Origin of the sequence: Bifidobacterium castoris, assembly GCF_003952025.1 — a bacterium.
GTDB classification, from domain to species: domain Bacteria; phylum Actinomycetota; class Actinomycetes; order Actinomycetales; family Bifidobacteriaceae; genus Bifidobacterium; species Bifidobacterium castoris.
Window position 1 is genome coordinate 416008 of record NZ_QXGI01000001.1, and the last position, 16343, is coordinate 432350.

Annotated in this window: 12 protein-coding genes; 2 read left to right on the top strand and 10 right to left on the bottom strand. The window is 68.5% G+C overall.

Annotated elements, in window-relative coordinates; genetic code table 11:
- Nucleotides 1-24 precede the first annotated feature (24 nt).
- The 3 genes from D2E22_RS01920 to D2E22_RS01930 form a co-directional block, all read right to left on the bottom strand.
- The gene (locus D2E22_RS01920; RefSeq protein WP_126031418.1) at nt 25-576 is read right to left on the bottom strand and encodes a SixA phosphatase family protein; all 552 of its coding nucleotides are present in this window, start codon (nt 574-576) and stop codon (nt 25-27) included.
- A 78-nt stretch (nt 577-654) separates the two neighbouring features.
- On the bottom strand, nt 655-1722 hold the full coding sequence (locus tag D2E22_RS01925) for a tRNA (adenine-N1)-methyltransferase (protein WP_126031419.1): 1068 nt from the start codon (nt 1720-1722) through the stop codon (nt 655-657).
- A gap of 120 nt (nt 1723-1842) precedes the next feature.
- The gene (locus tag D2E22_RS01930) at nt 1843-2730 is read right to left on the bottom strand and encodes an ABC transporter ATP-binding protein (RefSeq protein ID WP_126031420.1); all 888 of its coding nucleotides are present in this window, start codon (nt 2728-2730) and stop codon (nt 1843-1845) included.
- A gap of 237 nt (nt 2731-2967) precedes the next feature.
- Between D2E22_RS01930 and D2E22_RS01935 the strand changes: the two genes are divergently transcribed.
- Nucleotides 2968-3453, top strand: coding sequence for a peroxiredoxin (locus tag D2E22_RS01935; protein ID WP_126031421.1), 486 nt, complete (start codon nt 2968-2970; stop codon nt 3451-3453).
- Between the two features lie 84 nt (nt 3454-3537).
- Here the strand turns inward: D2E22_RS01935 and D2E22_RS01940 are convergent, their stop codons facing one another.
- From D2E22_RS01940 to lepA, 5 genes are all read right to left on the bottom strand, one after another.
- Nucleotides 3538-3996 carry a tripartite tricarboxylate transporter TctB family protein gene (locus D2E22_RS01940; protein ID WP_126031422.1) on the bottom strand — a complete coding sequence of 153 codons (459 nt, stop codon included), beginning with the start codon at nt 3994-3996 and terminating at the stop codon, nt 3538-3540.
- A gap of 146 nt (nt 3997-4142) precedes the next feature.
- Nucleotides 4143-5678 (bottom strand): glutamate synthase subunit beta, encoded by a 1536-nt coding sequence (locus D2E22_RS01945; protein ID WP_126031423.1) that lies wholly within the window; start codon nt 5676-5678, stop codon nt 4143-4145.
- A gap of 1 nt (nt 5679) precedes the next feature.
- Nucleotides 5680-10248 (bottom strand): glutamate synthase large subunit, encoded by a 4569-nt coding sequence (gene gltB, locus D2E22_RS01950; RefSeq protein ID WP_126031424.1) that lies wholly within the window; start codon nt 10246-10248, stop codon nt 5680-5682.
- Nucleotides 10249-10506: 258 nt separating this feature from the next.
- Complete coding sequence (hemW, locus tag D2E22_RS01955) at nt 10507-11691, bottom strand: radical SAM family heme chaperone HemW (RefSeq protein WP_126031425.1); 1185 nt, start codon at nt 11689-11691, stop codon at nt 10507-10509.
- Nucleotides 11692-11715: 24 nt separating this feature from the next.
- Entirely contained in the window at nt 11716-13629 is a 1914-nt protein-coding gene (gene lepA / locus D2E22_RS01960; RefSeq protein WP_420897229.1) for a translation elongation factor 4, read from the bottom strand.
- A gap of 115 nt (nt 13630-13744) precedes the next feature.
- Between lepA and rpsT the strand changes: the two genes are divergently transcribed.
- Nucleotides 13745-14005 carry a 30S ribosomal protein S20 gene (rpsT, locus tag D2E22_RS01965; RefSeq protein ID WP_126031427.1) on the top strand — a complete coding sequence of 87 codons (261 nt, stop codon included), beginning with the start codon at nt 13745-13747 and terminating at the stop codon, nt 14003-14005.
- Nucleotides 14006-14112: 107 nt separating this feature from the next.
- On the opposite strand, the gene D2E22_RS01970 is transcribed toward rpsT, so the two are convergent.
- Complete coding sequence (locus D2E22_RS01970) at nt 14113-14919, bottom strand: trimeric intracellular cation channel family protein (protein WP_126031428.1); 807 nt, start codon at nt 14917-14919, stop codon at nt 14113-14115.
- Between the two features lie 153 nt (nt 14920-15072).
- Nucleotides 15073-16200 (bottom strand): branched-chain amino acid aminotransferase, encoded by a 1128-nt coding sequence (locus D2E22_RS01975; protein ID WP_126031429.1) that lies wholly within the window; start codon nt 16198-16200, stop codon nt 15073-15075.
- Nucleotides 16201-16343: the final 143 nt, after the last annotated feature.

The window sequence follows — 16343 nt, forward strand, 5'->3', positions numbered from 1 at the left end:
CGGCCCCGCGGCGGCGCGGGAGCGTCAGTCGAAGTCCTTCGGCGAGAGCACGGCGATGAGGTCGGCCTCGTGCACGCCCCACTTGCGAAACGGCGCGTCCGAGCCGAACACGGCCACGCAGGCCGTGGACATGCCCAGCTTGAGCAGGTCGGTCACGTCCTGTCCGGACCGCGGGCCGGCAAGCCACTGGCAGGCCATCGACACGGTCGGCTCGTGGCCGAGGACGAGCAGCGTGCGCCGCTTGTCCTTGCACGAGGCGAGCGCGTCGAACACCGACTGCATGCCGTCCTCGTACAGCGACTTCGTGTAGTCGACCTTCGGACCGTCGCCGAACACCTTGAGCATGCGCTCGCAGGTCTGGCGGGCGCGCACCGCGCTCGAACAGTCGATCTGGTCGGGCTCCAGCCCCATCGACTTGAGCCCCTTGGCCATGCGCTTGGCCTGCTTGAGGCCCTTGTCGAGCAGTTCGCGCTCGAAGTCTCCCTTCGCGTTCGACGGCTCGGTCTTCGCGTGCCGCATGACGAGCAGCACGTGTTGGTAGTCCTTCGCCTTCCTTGCGGCCTTCCTGACGTTCATGCACGCTCTTTCGTCCATCGGTGGCCCCATCGGGGCGCTGGTCATATGCAGTATAGCGCCGTGGGCGCCGGCGCCCGCCTATTCGCGCTCGGCGTCGCCGATGACGCGCAGCTGCGCGTCGAGGTCGCGCAGCACCTTGCGCAGCTTGCGGTCGGAGATGTCGCGCAGCTCGAGCTCCTCGAAGACGGCCTCGCGCTGTTCGGGGCTGAGCGAGTCGATGTCGGTCGTCGTGTCCTTCGCCGCGCGCTCGCGCCGGCGCAGCGCCTCGAAGCCGTCGGCCATCGCGCGCGAGACGACGAGGAAGCCGGTGTGCCCGATCATCTGGTGGTCGGGGCGCACCGCCAGCCCCTGCGCCTTCCAGTTGCGCTCGAGGGTCTCCTGGATCTGCGGCTCGCTCCAGCGTCCCGATGCGCGCAGTGCCTCGGCGAGCCTGGCCATCTGCGTCGTCGTCGTCACATAGCAGGTGAGCACGCCGCCGGGCGCGATGACGCGCTCCGCCTGCTCGAGGCGGTTCCACGGATCGAGCATGTCGAGCATGACGCGGTCGAACCATCCGGCCGGCAGCGTGGCGGCGACCGAGTCGAAGTCGCCGGTCAGCAGGTTCCAGTTGCCCGGATGCGCGCCGTAGTACAGGTCGACGTTCGCCTGCGCGACTCGAGCGAACTCGGGGCGCAGCTCGATCGTCGTCAGCTCGCCCTCGGCGCCGCACGCCTCGAGCAGGTGCAGGCTCATCGCGCCCGAGCCGGCGCCCGACTCGAGCACGCGGTGGCCGCGGCGGATGTCGCCCAGCTCGACGACCTGGGCCGTGTCCTTCGGATACATGATCTGCGCGCCGCGCGGCATCGACAGCACATAGTCGGCCAGCCGCGGACGCATGACGGCGTACCGCCAGCCGCCGATCGCGCGCGTGCCCTTCCACGGCTTGTTCGCGTCGCGTTCGGGATGCTCGGCGTTGACCTGCGCCTCGCGCCTGGCCGTCACGCTCGTCACGACGATGCCCTCGCTCCTACCGATGACGTCGTCATGCAGGATCAGGCCGTGCGCCGTCTGCGTCGAGCCTCCCGCGACGAGCTGGTCGGTGATCTTGTTCGACTTCCTGTCGGTGAACTGGACCTTCTCCCCCGCCACAAAGGGACCACGGCGCATACGGCGACTCCTTGACTCATCGGCGCGGGCCTCGGGCGGCCGCGCCGTCCGGCACGTTTCCAACGCTTAGCGTACACGAGGGCCGCACGCAACCGCCGCCCGCGCCGGCCCGCGGGCCCCTCAGCCGCGCAGGCGCGCGCTCCAGCGACCCCCGTCGCGGCGCACCGCCAGGTCGAGGCCGAACACAGCCGAGAGCCGTTCGTCGGTCAGGCCCTCGTCGATGCCCCCCGCGTACACGACCGTGCCGGGCGCCGGGTCGAGGCCGGCCGCACCGTCGGCGCAGGCGTCCGCCTCGCCGCCGCGAGTGCGCCCCATGACGGCCACATGGTCGAATCCCGTGGGGATCTCCTCGAGCCGGTGCGTGACGAGGACGACGGCGCGCGGGTCGTCCCGTCCGATCCGCCCCAGGGCGCGCAGCGTGATCTCGCGGCCGCCCAGGTCGAGGCCGGTCATCGGCTCGTCGAGGATGAGCAGCTCGGAACGCGCCATCAACGACCGGCAGATCATGACGCGCGTGCGTTCACCCTCCGACAGCTTCGCCATCGACTTGCCGACGAGGTATTCGATGCCGAAGTCGCGCATGAGGGCGCGCGCCCGCGCGATCTCGGCGTCGGTGTAGGTGTCGCGCCAGCGGCCGGTGACGGCCTTGAGCGCGGTGACGACGGCGTCGAGCGGGTCCTCGACGCCGGGCAGCGAGCGCAGCAGCTCCGCCGAGCTCAATCCGATCAGATGGCGGTAGGAGAACACGTCGACCTTGCCGAGCCGGCGTCCGAGGACGTCGACGGTGCCCGACGAGGGGTGGCCGCGCGTCGCCATCATCTGCACGAGCGTGGATTTGCCGATGCCGTTGGGACCGAACAGCACCCACTTCTCGCCGCGGCCGATCGTCAGGTCGACGTCGGCGAGGATCGTGCGCCCGTCCCGGCGGAAGGCGACGCCGCGCAGGGCGACGGCGTCTGCGCCATGGCCCCGCGCCCCGGCTTTGGTTGTGGTGGTATCGTCTCGCATCGGCGCGCTCCTTCTCTCCCGTCCGTTTCCCGTCCGCCGCGTGCATGCACGCTGCTGCCACGCTAGCGCACCGCCGCGCCCCGGCGCCGCGCACATTCCGGCATCCGGAAGAGGGCGGACCGCGGACGCATACCACCGGCGCCGAACGCGGCGGCGGACGGTTCGCTTTCGACGGCAAAACTTCCCCTGACCGCGTATTTCGCCCGCCCGCACCCGTTTTGCACTACCGTTGGGGGCATGAGCGAAACAAACATGGTACGCCTGACCAAAGGCGATACGGCACCGAACTTCGAACTCGAATCCGACGAATACAAGCATTACGCGCTCGCCGATTTCAAGCATCAGAACGTCGTGCTCTACTTCTATCCGAAGGCCGGATCCTCGGTGTGCACCCTCGAGGCGAAGGACTTCCAGGACAACCTCGAGCGCTTCGCCAAGGAGGGCTACACCGTCATCGGCGTCTCCCCCGACGACGTGAAGGTGCTGCAGGAGTTCCGCGAAAGCAACGATCTGGACTTCGTCCTGCTGTCCGACCCCGAGTACACCGTGCACAAGCTGTACGGCGCAGCCAAGGAACACTTCAAGGACGGCAAGAAGACCTATGAGACCGTCCGCTCCACCTTCGTGCTCGACGGCGAGGACAGGATCGTCTTCGCCGGCTACGACGTGAACGTCAACGGCCAGATCGACGAACTGCTCGAGCAGATCGAGAAGATCAAGTAACCGTCCCCCATAGGCATCATACGCGAAGGCGGCCGGACCGTTTCAAAACGGTCCGGCCGCCTTCGCGTATCGTCCGGCACGGGGTCAGACGGCGGTGCCGTTCTGGTCGAGGTTCGGGTTGTTCTTCGGGTCGCCTGCCGTGAAGAACAGGCTCAGGACGCCCACGGCGAAGCAGGCGGAGACGGTGATGATCGACCACAGCGGATGCTGCGGCAGCCACATGACGACGAAGAACATGATCGCCGAGACGACGATGACGACCCAGCTGGCCACGCGGAACCACTGACGCACCGAATGCGGCGCGCGGATGACCTGCGGCGGGTCGAAGTCGTTGGGGTCGGTGTCCATCGCGACCTCCTCGGCATGCTCGAGCTCGCTGCTCGTCGGCTTCCACGGGCCGCTCTTGCCCTCCTTGAGACGGCGGGACTTCTCCTGCAGCTGGTATTCGTCGATCATGCCCGAACGCGCGCGACCCTTCGTCGCATCGTACTGGTCCGGCACGCCCTTCTTCCTCTGCGCGCGACGCTCCGCACGGTTTGCCATCGTTGCTCCTTTCGCAAGACACGTTGTCCACGCCGGTGCCGGCGTGCTCACCGTCCTCTACTGTACTGCAACCCGCGGCATGCGGGCGGCGGGTTGCGCCCATCGACGCAAGGCGCCGCCCCGGATCCGAAGGCCCTTCGCGCGCGTCAGCGCCGCGGCAGCGACATCGGCCGCTGCGAGGCGACGATCGGCGCCGGCAGCTCGGTCGGCTCGCCGGTGAGGTAGGCGTCGACGGCGGCCGCGCACGAACGACCCTCGGCGATCGCCCAGACGACGAGGCTCTGGCCGCGTCCGGCGTCGCCGCACGAGAACACGCCCTCCTGCGAGGTGTGGAAGGCGTCGTCACGCGCCACGTTGCCGCGCGCGTCGAGATCGCACGGCAGCTGCTCGCTCAGCGTCGCCGTGTCCGGATGCAGGAAGCCCACCGAGATGAGCACGAGGTCGGCGGGGATGACGCGTTCGGTGCCCGGCTGGCGGGTGAATGGACCGTCCGCGCCCGGGGCGACGGTCACGACCTTCAGCCCGGTGACGTGCCCCTGCTCGTCGGCGACGAAGCCCTCGGTGCGCGCCGCGTGCTCGTAGGTGATCTTCGTGCCGTCCTCCTCGCCGACGAAGCCGACGGAGTCCGTGTTGTACACGTACTCGCCGCCCTCCTCCATCGACGACGTCTTCTGGTAGAGGCGCGCGAAGGTCGGCCACGGCTGGTCGTCGGGACGAGACGACGGCTCCTGCGGCATGATCTGCAGGACCGTGACGTCCTTCGCGCCCTGGCGGATCGACGTGCCCAGGCAGTCGGAGCCGGTGTCGCCGCCCCCGATGATGACGACGTGCTTGTCCTTGGCCGTGATGCCGTGCACCGGCTCCTTGCCGTAGACGCGGCGCGTCGCGTCCGGCAGGAAGTCCATCGCGAAGTGGATGCCGTCCATCTCGCGGCCCGGGATGTTCATGTCGCGCGGCACCGTCGAGCCGATCGCGACGACGACCGCGTCGTAGCGCGAGCGCAGGTCGTCCCAGGTGATGTCGCGGCCGATCTCGGTGTTCGTGCGGAAGCGCGTGCCCTCGGCCTTCATCTGTTCGACGCGGCGGTCGAGGATGCGCTTGTCGAGCTTGAAGTTCGGGATGCCGTAGCGCATCAGGCCGCCGACCTCGTCGTCGCGTTCGTAGACGACGACGGTGTGGCCTGCGCGCGTCAGCTGCTGCGCGCAGGCGAGGCCCGCCGGGCCCGAGCCGACGACGGCGACGGTCTGCGAGCTCAGGCGCGCCGGCGGCAGCGGCTTGACGTAGTCGAGCGCCCAGGCCTGGTCGATGATCGTCACCTCGTCGTTCTTGATCATCGTCGGCGGCTGGTGGATGCCGAGCACGCACGCCGACTCGCACAGCGCCGGGCAGATGCGTCCGGTGACCTCCGGGAAGTTGTTCGTCATCGACAGGCGGTTGTAGGCCTCCTCCCACTTGCCCTGACGCACGAGGTCGTTCCATTCGGGGATGAGGTTACCCAGCGGGCATCCGGACATGCAGAACGGCGTGCCGCAGTCCATGCAGCGGGCCGCCTGTTCCCGGGTCCAGTCCTGCAGGCCGTTCTCGGCATGCACATCGAACCAGTCCCTGATGCGTTCTTCGACGGGGCGTTCGGCCAGCTCCCTGCGGGTGCGGACCTTGAGGAATCCACGTGGATCTGCCATGTCAGCGCGCTCCTTCCATAACCTGCTCGTACGTCTGCTCCCAGACGCCGGGCTCATTGAAATCGATATCCTCGGCCTTCGCCCGCTCCATCGCGCGGGTCATCGCGACGAACTGCCTGGGCACCATGTGCGTGAAGCGGCCGCGCGCATGCTCCCAGTCGTCGAGCAGGCCCTGCGCGAAGCGCGAGCCGGTGCGTGCGGCATGCTGCTCGACGAGGTCGCGCACATGCGCCGCCGTCTCGTCGTCGAGCTGCTCGAACAGCAGCGCGCCGTCCGCCGAGGCCGGGTTGACCTTGTCCATGTCCAGGTCGAGGACGTAGACGTGGCCGCCGGAGAAGCCGGCGCCGAGGTTGCGGCCGGTGGGGCCGAGGATGACGACCTCGCCGCCGGTCATGTACTCGCAGCCGTGGTCGCCGACGCCCTCGACGACGAAGGTCGCGCCGCCGTTGCGCACGCCGAAGCGTTCGCCCGCGCGGCCGGCGACGAACATCGCGCCGGAGGTCGCGCCGAAGCCCAGGACGTTGCCGGCGATGACGTTCTCATGCGGGTCGTAGGTGACGTCCTGCGGCGCGGCGATCGAGATGCGGCCGCCCGACAGGCCCTTGCCGGCGTAGTCGTTGACCTCGCCGACGATGCGCAGCGTCTCGCCGTGCGGGATGAACGCGCCGATCGACTGGCCGCCGGTGCCTTCGAGCTCGAGTTCGATCGTGTCGTCCGGAAGGCCCTCCTCGCCGTAGCGGCGCGTGATCTCGTAGCCGAGCATCGTGCCGAGCGTGCGGTTGACGTTGCGGATCTCCTTGGCGATCGTGACGTGCTCGCCGCGTTCGAGCGCGGGCCCGGCGAGGGCGATGAGCTCGTTGTCGAGCGCCTTGTCGAGCTCGTGGTTCTGCTCGGTCGTCCTGTGCAGGATGGTGCCGGGGACCGGGCCCGGCTGCATGAGCACGTTGCCCAGGTCGATGCCCTCCGACTTCCAGCGCCTGATCGCCTCGTCCTGGTCGAGGCACTCGACGTGGCCGACGGCCTCCTCGAGCGTGCGGAAGCCGAGCTCGGCGAGCAGCTCGCGCACCTCCTCGGCGATGAACATCATGAAGTTGACGACGTGCTCGGGCTTGCCGGTGTAGCGTGCGCGCAGCTCCGGGTCCTGGGTCGCGATGCCCTGCGGGCAGGTGTTCTTCTGGCAGGCGCGCATCATGACGCAGCCCTCGACCATGAGCGCCGTCGTCGCGAAGCCGAACTCCTCGGCGCCCAGCAGCGCGGCCACGACGACGTCGCGGCCGGTCTTGAGCTCGCCGTCGCACTGCACGGTGATGCGCGAGCGCAGGCCGTTGAGCACGAGCGTCTGCTGCGTTTCGGACAGGCCGATCTCCCACGGCGTGCCGGCGTGGCGGATCGCGTTGAGCGGCGCCGCGCCGGTGCCGCCGTCGTAGCCGGAGATGAGCACGACGTCGGCGTGGCACTTGGCGACGCCGGCGGCGATTGTGCCGACGCCGAACTCGGAGACGAGCTTGACGTGGATGCGCGCCTTCGGGTTGGACATCTTCGCGTCGTTGATCAGCTGCTTGAGGTCCTCGATCGAGTAGATGTCGTGGTGCGGCGGCGGCGAGATGAGCTCGACGCCCGGCGTCGCGTGGCGCACCTTGGCGATCCACGGCGGCACCTTCGCGCCCGGCAGGTGGCCGCCCTCGCCCGGCTTGGCGCCCTGGGCGAGCTTGATCTGCAAGTCGGTGGCGTGCACGAGGTAGTCACTCGTCACGCCGAAGCGCGCCGAGGCGATCTGCTTGATCTTGCTGCACAGCATCGGGTCGTTGAGGCGTTCGACCGATTCGCCGCCCTCGCCGGAGTTCGAGCGCGCGCCGATCGAGTTCATCGCGATCGCGAGCGTCTCGTGCGCCTCCTTCGAGATCGAGCCGTAGCTCATCGCGCCGGTCGAGAAGCGCTTGACGATCTCGCTGGCCGGCTCCACCTCGTCGAGCGGCACGGGCTTGCGCGCGTGGTTGAACTTCATCAGGCCGCGCAGCGTCATGATCCGGTTCGACGTGTCGTTGATGTGCGCCGAGTAGCGCTTGAACATCGCGTAGTCGCCGCGCTGCGTCGACTGCTGCAGCAGGAAGATGGCCTCGGGGTCGTTGAGGTGCTCCTCGCCGGTGCGGCGCCACTTGTACTCGCCGCCGGTGCGCAGCGTGCGGTGCGGCGTGGCCGTCCACTGGTTCGGGTAGGCGACGCGGTGGCGGATCGCCACCTCCTCGGCGAGGTCGTCGAGGCCGCAGCCTCCGACGCGCGAGACGGTGCCGGTGAAGTAGGCGTCGATGACCTCCTGGCTGAGGCCGACGGCCTCGAAAAGCTGGGCGCCCCGGTAGCTCATGATCGTCGACACGCCCATCTTGCTCATGATCTTGAGCACGCCGGTCGACAGCGCGTTCTTGAGGTTCGTCACGGCCGTGGCGGCATCGACCTCGAGGGAGCCGGTGCGCGCGAGCTCCTCGACCGATTCGAAGGCGAGGTACGGGTTGACGCAGGCGGCGCCGTAGGCGATGAGCAGCGCGACGTGGTGGATCTCGCGCACGTCGCCGGCCTCGACGACCATCGAGACCTGCGTGCGCGTCTTGCGGCGCAGCAGGTGGTGCTGCACGGCCGACGTGAGCAGCAGCGACGGGATCGGCGCCATCATGTGGTTCGAGTCGCGGTCCGACAGGATCAGGAAGTTGCTGCCGTCCTCGATCGCGCGGTCGACCTCGTCGAAGATCTCGTCGAGGCGTTCCCTGAGCGCCTCGCCGCCGCCGGTCACCTGGTACAGGCCCTTGATGACGGCCGGCTTGTAGTAGCCGTCGAGCTGGCGGGCGCGGTCGACGTTCTTGAGCTGCGCCATCTCGTCGGAGTCGATGACGGGCTGTTCGATGAGGATCTTCTTCGCATGCGTCGCGCAGTCCTCGAGCAGGTTCGGCTCCGGGCCGATCGCCGACTCGATCGACGTGACGATCTTCTCGCGCTCCCAGTCGAGCGGCGGGTTCGTGACCTGGGCGAACTTCTGCGTGAAGTAGTCGAAGAGCATGCGGCTGCGCCCCGAAAGCACGGACAGCGGGATGTCGGTGCCCATCGATCCGAGCGGCTCCTTGCCGGTGTCCGCCATCGGCTTGAGCACCATCTTGAGCTCCTCCTGCGTGTAGCCGAAGGCGCGCTGGCGGCGGTGCACCGACTGGTCGGAGTAGTTCACGTGCTCGCGTTGCGGCAGCTGGGCCATGTTCACGGTGTTGCCCCCGACCCACGCGCGGTACGGGTGCTGGGCGGCGAGCTCGTGCTTGATCTCGTCGTCCTCGATGATGCGGCCGGCGGCCGTGTCGACGAGGAACATCCGGCCCGGTTCGAGACGGCCCTTGCGCACGATGCGCGCGTCGTCGACCTGCGGCAGCACGCCGGCCTCGGATGCGAGCACGACGTAGCCGTCGTCGGTGAGCTGCCAGCGGCCGGGGCGGAATCCGTTGCGGTCGAGCAGCGCGCCGACCTGCACGCCGTCGGTGAAGACGAGGTCGGCCGGGCCGTCCCACGGCTCGATGAGCGCGTTGTTGTACTCATAGAAGGCGCGCACGTCGGGGTCGAGCTCCTTGTTCTTCTCCCATGCCGGCGGCACCATCATCAGGATCGCGTGCGGAAGCGAGCGGCCGGCGAGGTTGAGCAGCTCGAGGACCTCGTCGAAGGTGCCCGAATCCGAATAGCCGGGCGTCAGGATCGGCAGCAGGTCGTCCATGTCGCCGAGCAGCTCGGACTTCAGGCGCCCCTGACGCGCCGAGAACCAGTTGCGGTTGCCCTGGATCGTGTTGATCTCGCCGTTGTGCGCGATCAGGCGGAAGGGCTGGGCGAGCGGCCACGACGGGAACGTGTTCGTCGAGAAGCGCGAATGGACGATCGCGATCGTCGTCTTCATGCGTTCGTCGGACAGGTCCGGGAAGAAGGGCTTGAGCTGCATCGTCGTGAGCATGCCCTTGTAGGTGAGCGTGCGCGCCGACAGCGACGCGAAGTAGATGCCGACCTCGTGCTCGGCGCGCTTGCGCACATGGTAGACGCGCCGGTCGAGCTCGATGCCGGCGAGCTCGCGGCGCGGATCGGCGAGCACGAGCGTCTTGAACGACGGCATGCTGGCGAGCGCCTGCAGGCCCAGCCCGTTGGGGTCGGTGGGCACGACGCGCCATGCGAGGACCTCGAGGCCCTCCTCGGCGGCGATCCTCGCGATCGCCTGCTCCTGGCGCCCGCAGGTGGCGATGTCGCGGTCGAGGAACGCGATGCCGGCCGCGTACCGTCCCGCCTCGGGCAGTTCGGCGCCGACCGTAGCGCGCATGAACTCGTCGGGCATCGCCATGAGGATGCCGGCGCCGTCGCCGGTGTTCTCCTCGGCGCCCACGGCGCCGCGGTGGTTGAGGTTGACGAGCACCTCGATGGCGTCGTCGACGATCTTGCGTTCGGCCCTGCCGTTGAGGGTGGTGACCATGCCCACGCCGCAGGCGTCATGCTCGCTGCCGGGGTCGTACATGCCTTCCGGACGACGGATCGTCAAATCAAGCGGGGTTCCAAACGTCACCGCAATCACCTCTCTAGTCACAGGGGACGCCCATCCCCTATCGCACAGTTGGTCAGCCCGGATTACCGTCGCCGCGCATGGGGACGGCCTCGCGACCGTATCGCGGAGCGGGCGCGTCCATCCAGCGGGACCGCGCGCGCCGGGCACAGCGGACGCGGTCGGGCAATCCGGCCTTTCGCATTCTATTGGGCGCTATATTTCGGAAGTATGACGAGCGCGCCGGCCGTGGTAAAAAAACTCACATAGTGAGACGGGTCTCTACAGCAGCGCGTCGAACAGCCGCTCGATGACGGCGTCATTGAGCAGACGGCCGCGCCGCGTCGCCACAAGGCGGCCGCCTCGCGCGCGCTCGACGAGCCCCTCGTGCACGAGCTCGTCGGCGACGGCGGAGGCGTCGCGTCCGCTGACGCGTTCGATCCCGGCCAGATCGAGCCCCTCGCGCAGGCGCATGCCGAGCATGACGCGCTCCTCGACGTCCTCGTCGGCGCCGATCCGCTCGCTGTCCGCCCACGGCACGTCGCCGAGGCGCACCCGCTGCGCCCACACGCGCGGATGGGGCAGGTCCCATGCGCGCAGCGAGCGCGCGGGGCCGTCCGCGGCGGGCAATGCGTAGTGGCTGTGCGCGCCGGGACCTACGCCGGCCCAGTCGACGTTCCTCCAGTAGCCGAGGTTGTGCCGGCTCTCATGGCCGGGCCGCGCCCAGTTCGAGATCTCGTACCATTGCAGCCCGGCGGCCGCGCACATGTCGTCGACGATCTCGTACTTGGCGGCCTCGTCGTCGTCGTCCGGCGCCGCCAGCTCGCCGGCGGCGATGCGCCGGCCCATCTTCGTGCGCGCCTCGACGGTGAGCGCGTAGGCGGACAAATGGTCGACGCCCAGCGCGAGCGCGGTCTCGACGCTCGCGCGCCAGTCGTCGAGGCTCTCGCCTGGCGCGCCGTAGATGAGGTCGACGCTCGCCTCGAGGCCGGCCTCGCGCGCCGCGCGCACGCCGTCTACGACGTTGCGCGGCGTGTGTGTGCGGTCGAGCGTGCGCAGCACGTGCGGCACCGCCGACTGCATGCCGAAGGAGATGCGCGTGAAGCCGCCGTCGGCGAGCGCGCCGATCGCGTCGGCGTCGACGGTGTCCGGATTCGCCTCGGTCGTGATCTCGGCGCCGTCCTCGACGCCCCACAGCTCGCCGATCGCGTCGAGGACGGCGATCAGGTCGCGCGGCGGCAGCACGGTGGGCGTGCCGCCGCCGAAGAAGACGCTCGAGACGGCCGGCTCGTCGATGCCGTGCCCGAGCTGCCAGCGGCGCAGCAGGCGCAGCTCGGCGATCGCCGTCGACGCGTAGTCGCCGCGCGAGGCGCCCGGACCCATGTCCGGCGCCGTGTAGGTGTTGAAATCGCAGTAGCCGCAGCGGCGAAGGCAGAACGGCACGTGCACGTAAATCTCGTAGGTCATCTGGCTCCTCCGCCGCGGCCGCGCTCAGCCCTCGGTCTTCTGGGCGGCGCGGATCTTGTCCTTCGTGTCGCGGTCGTTGCCGGTCTCGCCGGTCGCGAGCGCGGCGACGAAGGCCTCCTGCGGCACCTCGACGTGGCCGAGCATCTTCATGCGCTTCTTGCCCGCCTTCTGCTTCTCGAGGAGCTTGCGCTTGCGGGTGATGTCGCCGCCGTAGCACTTGGCGAGCACGTCCTTGCGCAGCGCGCGGATCGTCTCGCGCGCGATGATGCGCGAGCCGATCGCGGCCTGGATCGGGATCTCGAACTGCTGGCGCGGGATGAGCTCGCGCAGCTTCTTCGTCATCATGACGCCGTAGCTGTACGCCTTGTCGCGGTGCACGATCGCCGAGAACGCGTCCACCTTCTCGCCCTGGATGAGGATGTCGACCTTGACGAGGTCGGCCGCCTGCTCGCCGTCCTCGTGGTAGTCGAGCGACGCGTAGCCCTTCGTGCGGCTCTTGAGCTGGTCGAAGAAGTCGAAGACGATCTCGGCGAGCGGGATGCGGTAGTGCATCTCGACGCGGTCGGCGGAGATGTACTCCATCGTGCCCATGACGCCGCGGTGGTCCTGGCACAGCTCCATGACGGCGCCGATGAACTCCTTGGGGGTGATGATGTCGGCGGCCACGACCGGCTCGACGATCCTCTTGATCTTGCCCTCGGGGAACTCGCTCGGGTTGGTGACGCGGTGCACGGAGCCGTCCTCGCTCGTCACCTCGTACGGCACGTTCGGCGCCGTCGAGATCAGGTCGAGGCCGAATTCGCGGCTGAGGCGCTCGGAGACGATCTCCATGTGCAGCAGGCCGAGGAAGCCGCAGCGGAAGCCGAAGCCGAGCGCGACCGAGGTCTCCGGCTCGTAGACGAGCGCGGCGTCGTTGAGCTTGAGCTTGTCGAGCGCCTCGCGCAGCTCCGGGAACTGCGCGTTGTCGATCGGGAACAGGCCCGCGTACACCATCGGCTGCGGGTCTCGGTAGCCGGGCAGCGCCTCGGACGCCGGGTGCGCGGCCGACGTGATCGTGTCGCCGACCTTCGACTGGCTCACGTCCTTCGCGCCGGTGATGACGTAGCCGACCTCGCCCGCGCCGAGCGCGCGCGTCGGCATCATGTCCGGGCTGATGACGCCGATCTCGATCGGGTCGTAGGTCGTGCCCACGCCCATCATGTGCAGCTTCTCGCGCGAGCGCAGCTCGCCGTCGACCATGCGGATGTAGGTGACGATACCGCGGTAGGAGTCGTAGACGGAGTCGAAGATGAGCGCGCGGGCGTCGCCGTCCGGGTCCCCCGACGGCGCCGGCACGTCGACGACGATGCGGTCGAGCAGGTCGCGCACGCCTTCGCCGGTCTTGCCCGACACGCGCAGCACGTCGGACGGGTCGCAGCCGATGAGGCCGGCGATCTCCTCGGCGTGCTTGTCCGGCTCGGCGCTCGGCAGGTCGATCTTGTTGAGCACCGGGATGATCGTCAGGTCGTGGTCGATCGCCATGTACAGGTTGGAGAGCGTCTGCGCCTCGATGCCCTGCGTGGCGTCGACGAGCAGCACGGCGCCCTCGCATGCGGCGAGCGCGCGGGAGACCTCGTAGGTGAAGTCGACGTGGCCCGGGGTGTCGATCATGCCGAGCGTGTACTCCTGGCCGTCGTAGGTCCACGGCACGCGCACGGCCTGCGACTTGATCGTGATGCCGCGTTCCTGCTCGATGTCCATGCGGTCGAGGAAGCGGTCGCGCATCTCGCGCTCGGGGACGATGCCGCTGAGCTGAAGGATGCGGTCCGCGACCGTCGACTTGCCGTGGTCGATGTGCGCGATGATGCAGAAATTGCGGATCGCCGACTGATCGGTGAAACCGGGCTGATTGTGATGCTGGCTCAAGCCGCCCTCCTGTTGTACGATATCCGCGACCATTCTAGCGGCAACGCATGGCAAACGGCCCCGCGCGCCGCGCACGACTTTATCCGCGGTGCGTGGTATGCTTCTTATCCGTATGTCCTTATAGAAACCGTTGTTTGGAGAATACATAGTGGCAAACATCAAGTCGCAGAAGAAGCGCGTCCTCACCAACGAGAAGGCGCACAGGCGCAACGTCGCGGTCAAGTCCGCGATCAAGACCGCGATCCGTCACACGCGCGAGGCCATCGCCTCCGGTGACAAGGCCGCCGCCGAGGCCGCCTTCCAGATCGCCGGCCGCAAGCTCGACCAGGCGGCCAGCAAGGGCGTCATCCACAAGAACCAGGCCGCGAACCGCAAGTCCGGTCTGGCGCTGCGGATCAACGCGATGTGATCCGATTCACGTTTGGCTAAGGGGCCCGGATGGAGCGATCCATCCGGGCCCCTTAGTTTATAAGTCTGTCCCCGGCCGGCTGCGGCCACGGACGCCCTCGATGCGTGTCAGCCGTCATGCGGCACGGTCGGCTTCGCCCCGGCCTTGCCCGCCCCGTCGCCGCGGTCCTCCCCCGGCCGTCCGGATGCGACGCGCATATGCGCGTCGCCGGTGCGGTGGTGGATGCGCCGCTCGAGCAGCACGCGCGGCAGACGCACCTTCGCGCGCGGCACGGCGCGCGGCAGCTGCCAGTCGAAGCGCACCGAGCCGAGCCGCAGCAGCACGACGATGACGACGATCACCACGTCGAGCGTCATCGCGGCGCGCGCGGGGATCATGCCGCGCGCCCGCCAGCGCCACACCGGCACCGTGAGCATGCTGCCGATGACGGCGGGCATGATGTACCAGTGGCGGTCACGGATGACCATCGGCACCTCGTTGAGCAGGATGTCGCGGATCATGCCGCCGCCCATCGCCGTGAACGTGCCGAGGAAGACGGCCGTCATGCCGCTCGTGCCGTACAGCAGCCCCTTGCTCGAGCCGTTGACGGCGAACAGGCCGAGCGCGAGCGCGTCGATCGTCAGCATCGACCATTTGAGCCGGTCCACCTCCGGATGGATGATCGCGACCGTGCAGCCGGCGAGCAGCGCCGTGAGCACCGAGACACGGTCGGAGATGCCGACCGGCGGCACGGCGCCGAGCAGCACGTCGCGGATGATGCCGCCGCCGAGCGCCGTGAGCCATGCGGTGATGATGATCGTGAAGACGTCGTAGCCCTTGCGGATCGCGGCGAGTCCCCCCGCCATGCCGCAGCAGAAGATGGCGAGGTACTCGACGCCCCGGAAGAACGGCGAGCTCTGCAGCGCGACCTCCATCGCATCTCCTTTCCCGCGCGCCGGCGCGAATCCCACCCATTGTACGCGCGGCCGCCGCCCCTACGCGCACGGCGTCATCGTCGGCGCCGGATGCGAAACGGGGCGGGCATCGCGATGATGCCCGCCCCGTCACTACGATTCAACGGGAAGCGCTCAGCACACCTTCCACATCCAGTCGTGCGGGTCCTCGATCTCGCCCAGCTGGATGCCGAGCAGCTGGTTGCGGATCGCCATCGTCAGCTCGCCCGGTTCGCCGTCGCCGACGGTGACGTCGAACTTCTCGGACTTGAAGCGGCCGATCGGCGTGACGATCGCGGCGGTGCCGCAGGCGAAGACCTCGATGACCTCGCCGGAGCGGATCTCGTCGAGCAGCTGCTCGAGCACGATCATCGTCTCGACGACGTCATGGCCGTCGTCCTCGAGCAGCTGGATGATCGAACGGCGCGTGACGCCCGGCAGGATGCTGCCGGTCAGGCTCGGCGTCTCGACATGGCCGTCCTTGTGCACGACCATCATGTTCATGCCGCCGAGCTCCTCGAGATAGGTCTTCGTGGCCGCGTCCACGAAGCACACCTGCTCGCAGCCCTCGGCGATGCCGCGGTACTCGCCGAGCAGCGACGCGGCGTAGTTGCCGCCGCACTTGGCGAAGCCGGTGCCGCCGGGACCGGTGCGGAACCACTTGTCCTCGACCCAGATGCTCACCGGCTTGACGCCGCCGGCGAAGTACGGGCCGGACGGCGAGGCGATGACGCAGTACTCGACCTCCTCGGGGGCACGCACACCGAGGAAGGCCTCGGAGGCGAAGATGAACGGACGCAGGTACAGCGTGTACTCGCGGCGCGCCGGGACCCATTTGACGTCCTTCTCGACGAGCGCGGCGCACGAGCCGAGGAAGTCCTCGATCGAGACCTCGGGCAGGTACAGGCGCTTCGCCGAGTTCTGCATGCGCTCCGCATTCGCATCCGGTCGGAACAGCCAGGTGGAGCCGTCGGCGTGGCGGTACGCCTTGAGGCCCTCGAAGACCTCCTGCGCGTAATGCAGCACCGAGGCGCCCGGGTCGAGCTTGAGCGGCGCGTACGGCTCGATGCGGCGGTCGGACCAGCCTTCGCCCTTCGTCCACGTCATATGGGCCATGCTGTCCGAAAAGACCTGGCCGAAGGCCGGCTTGTCGATGAGCCCCTCGCGCTTGGCGTCCGAGGCCGGATCCGGGTTCGGCAGGACGGTGAAGCGCTCGGCGAGGGAATCGATGTACGTGGGATCGTGATGGGATTCATTGGTCATGGTGATGCTTCTTTGGGTGTGTCTTGAAAAATCGAAATCGTAGTGGTTGTCCATGAGCGCTTTTGGCGCCGACATGCTTCACTCTTGCACAACCCCATGTCCAACGCGTCCCGCCCGTTCACATACTGGCCATCGCCGCGCAG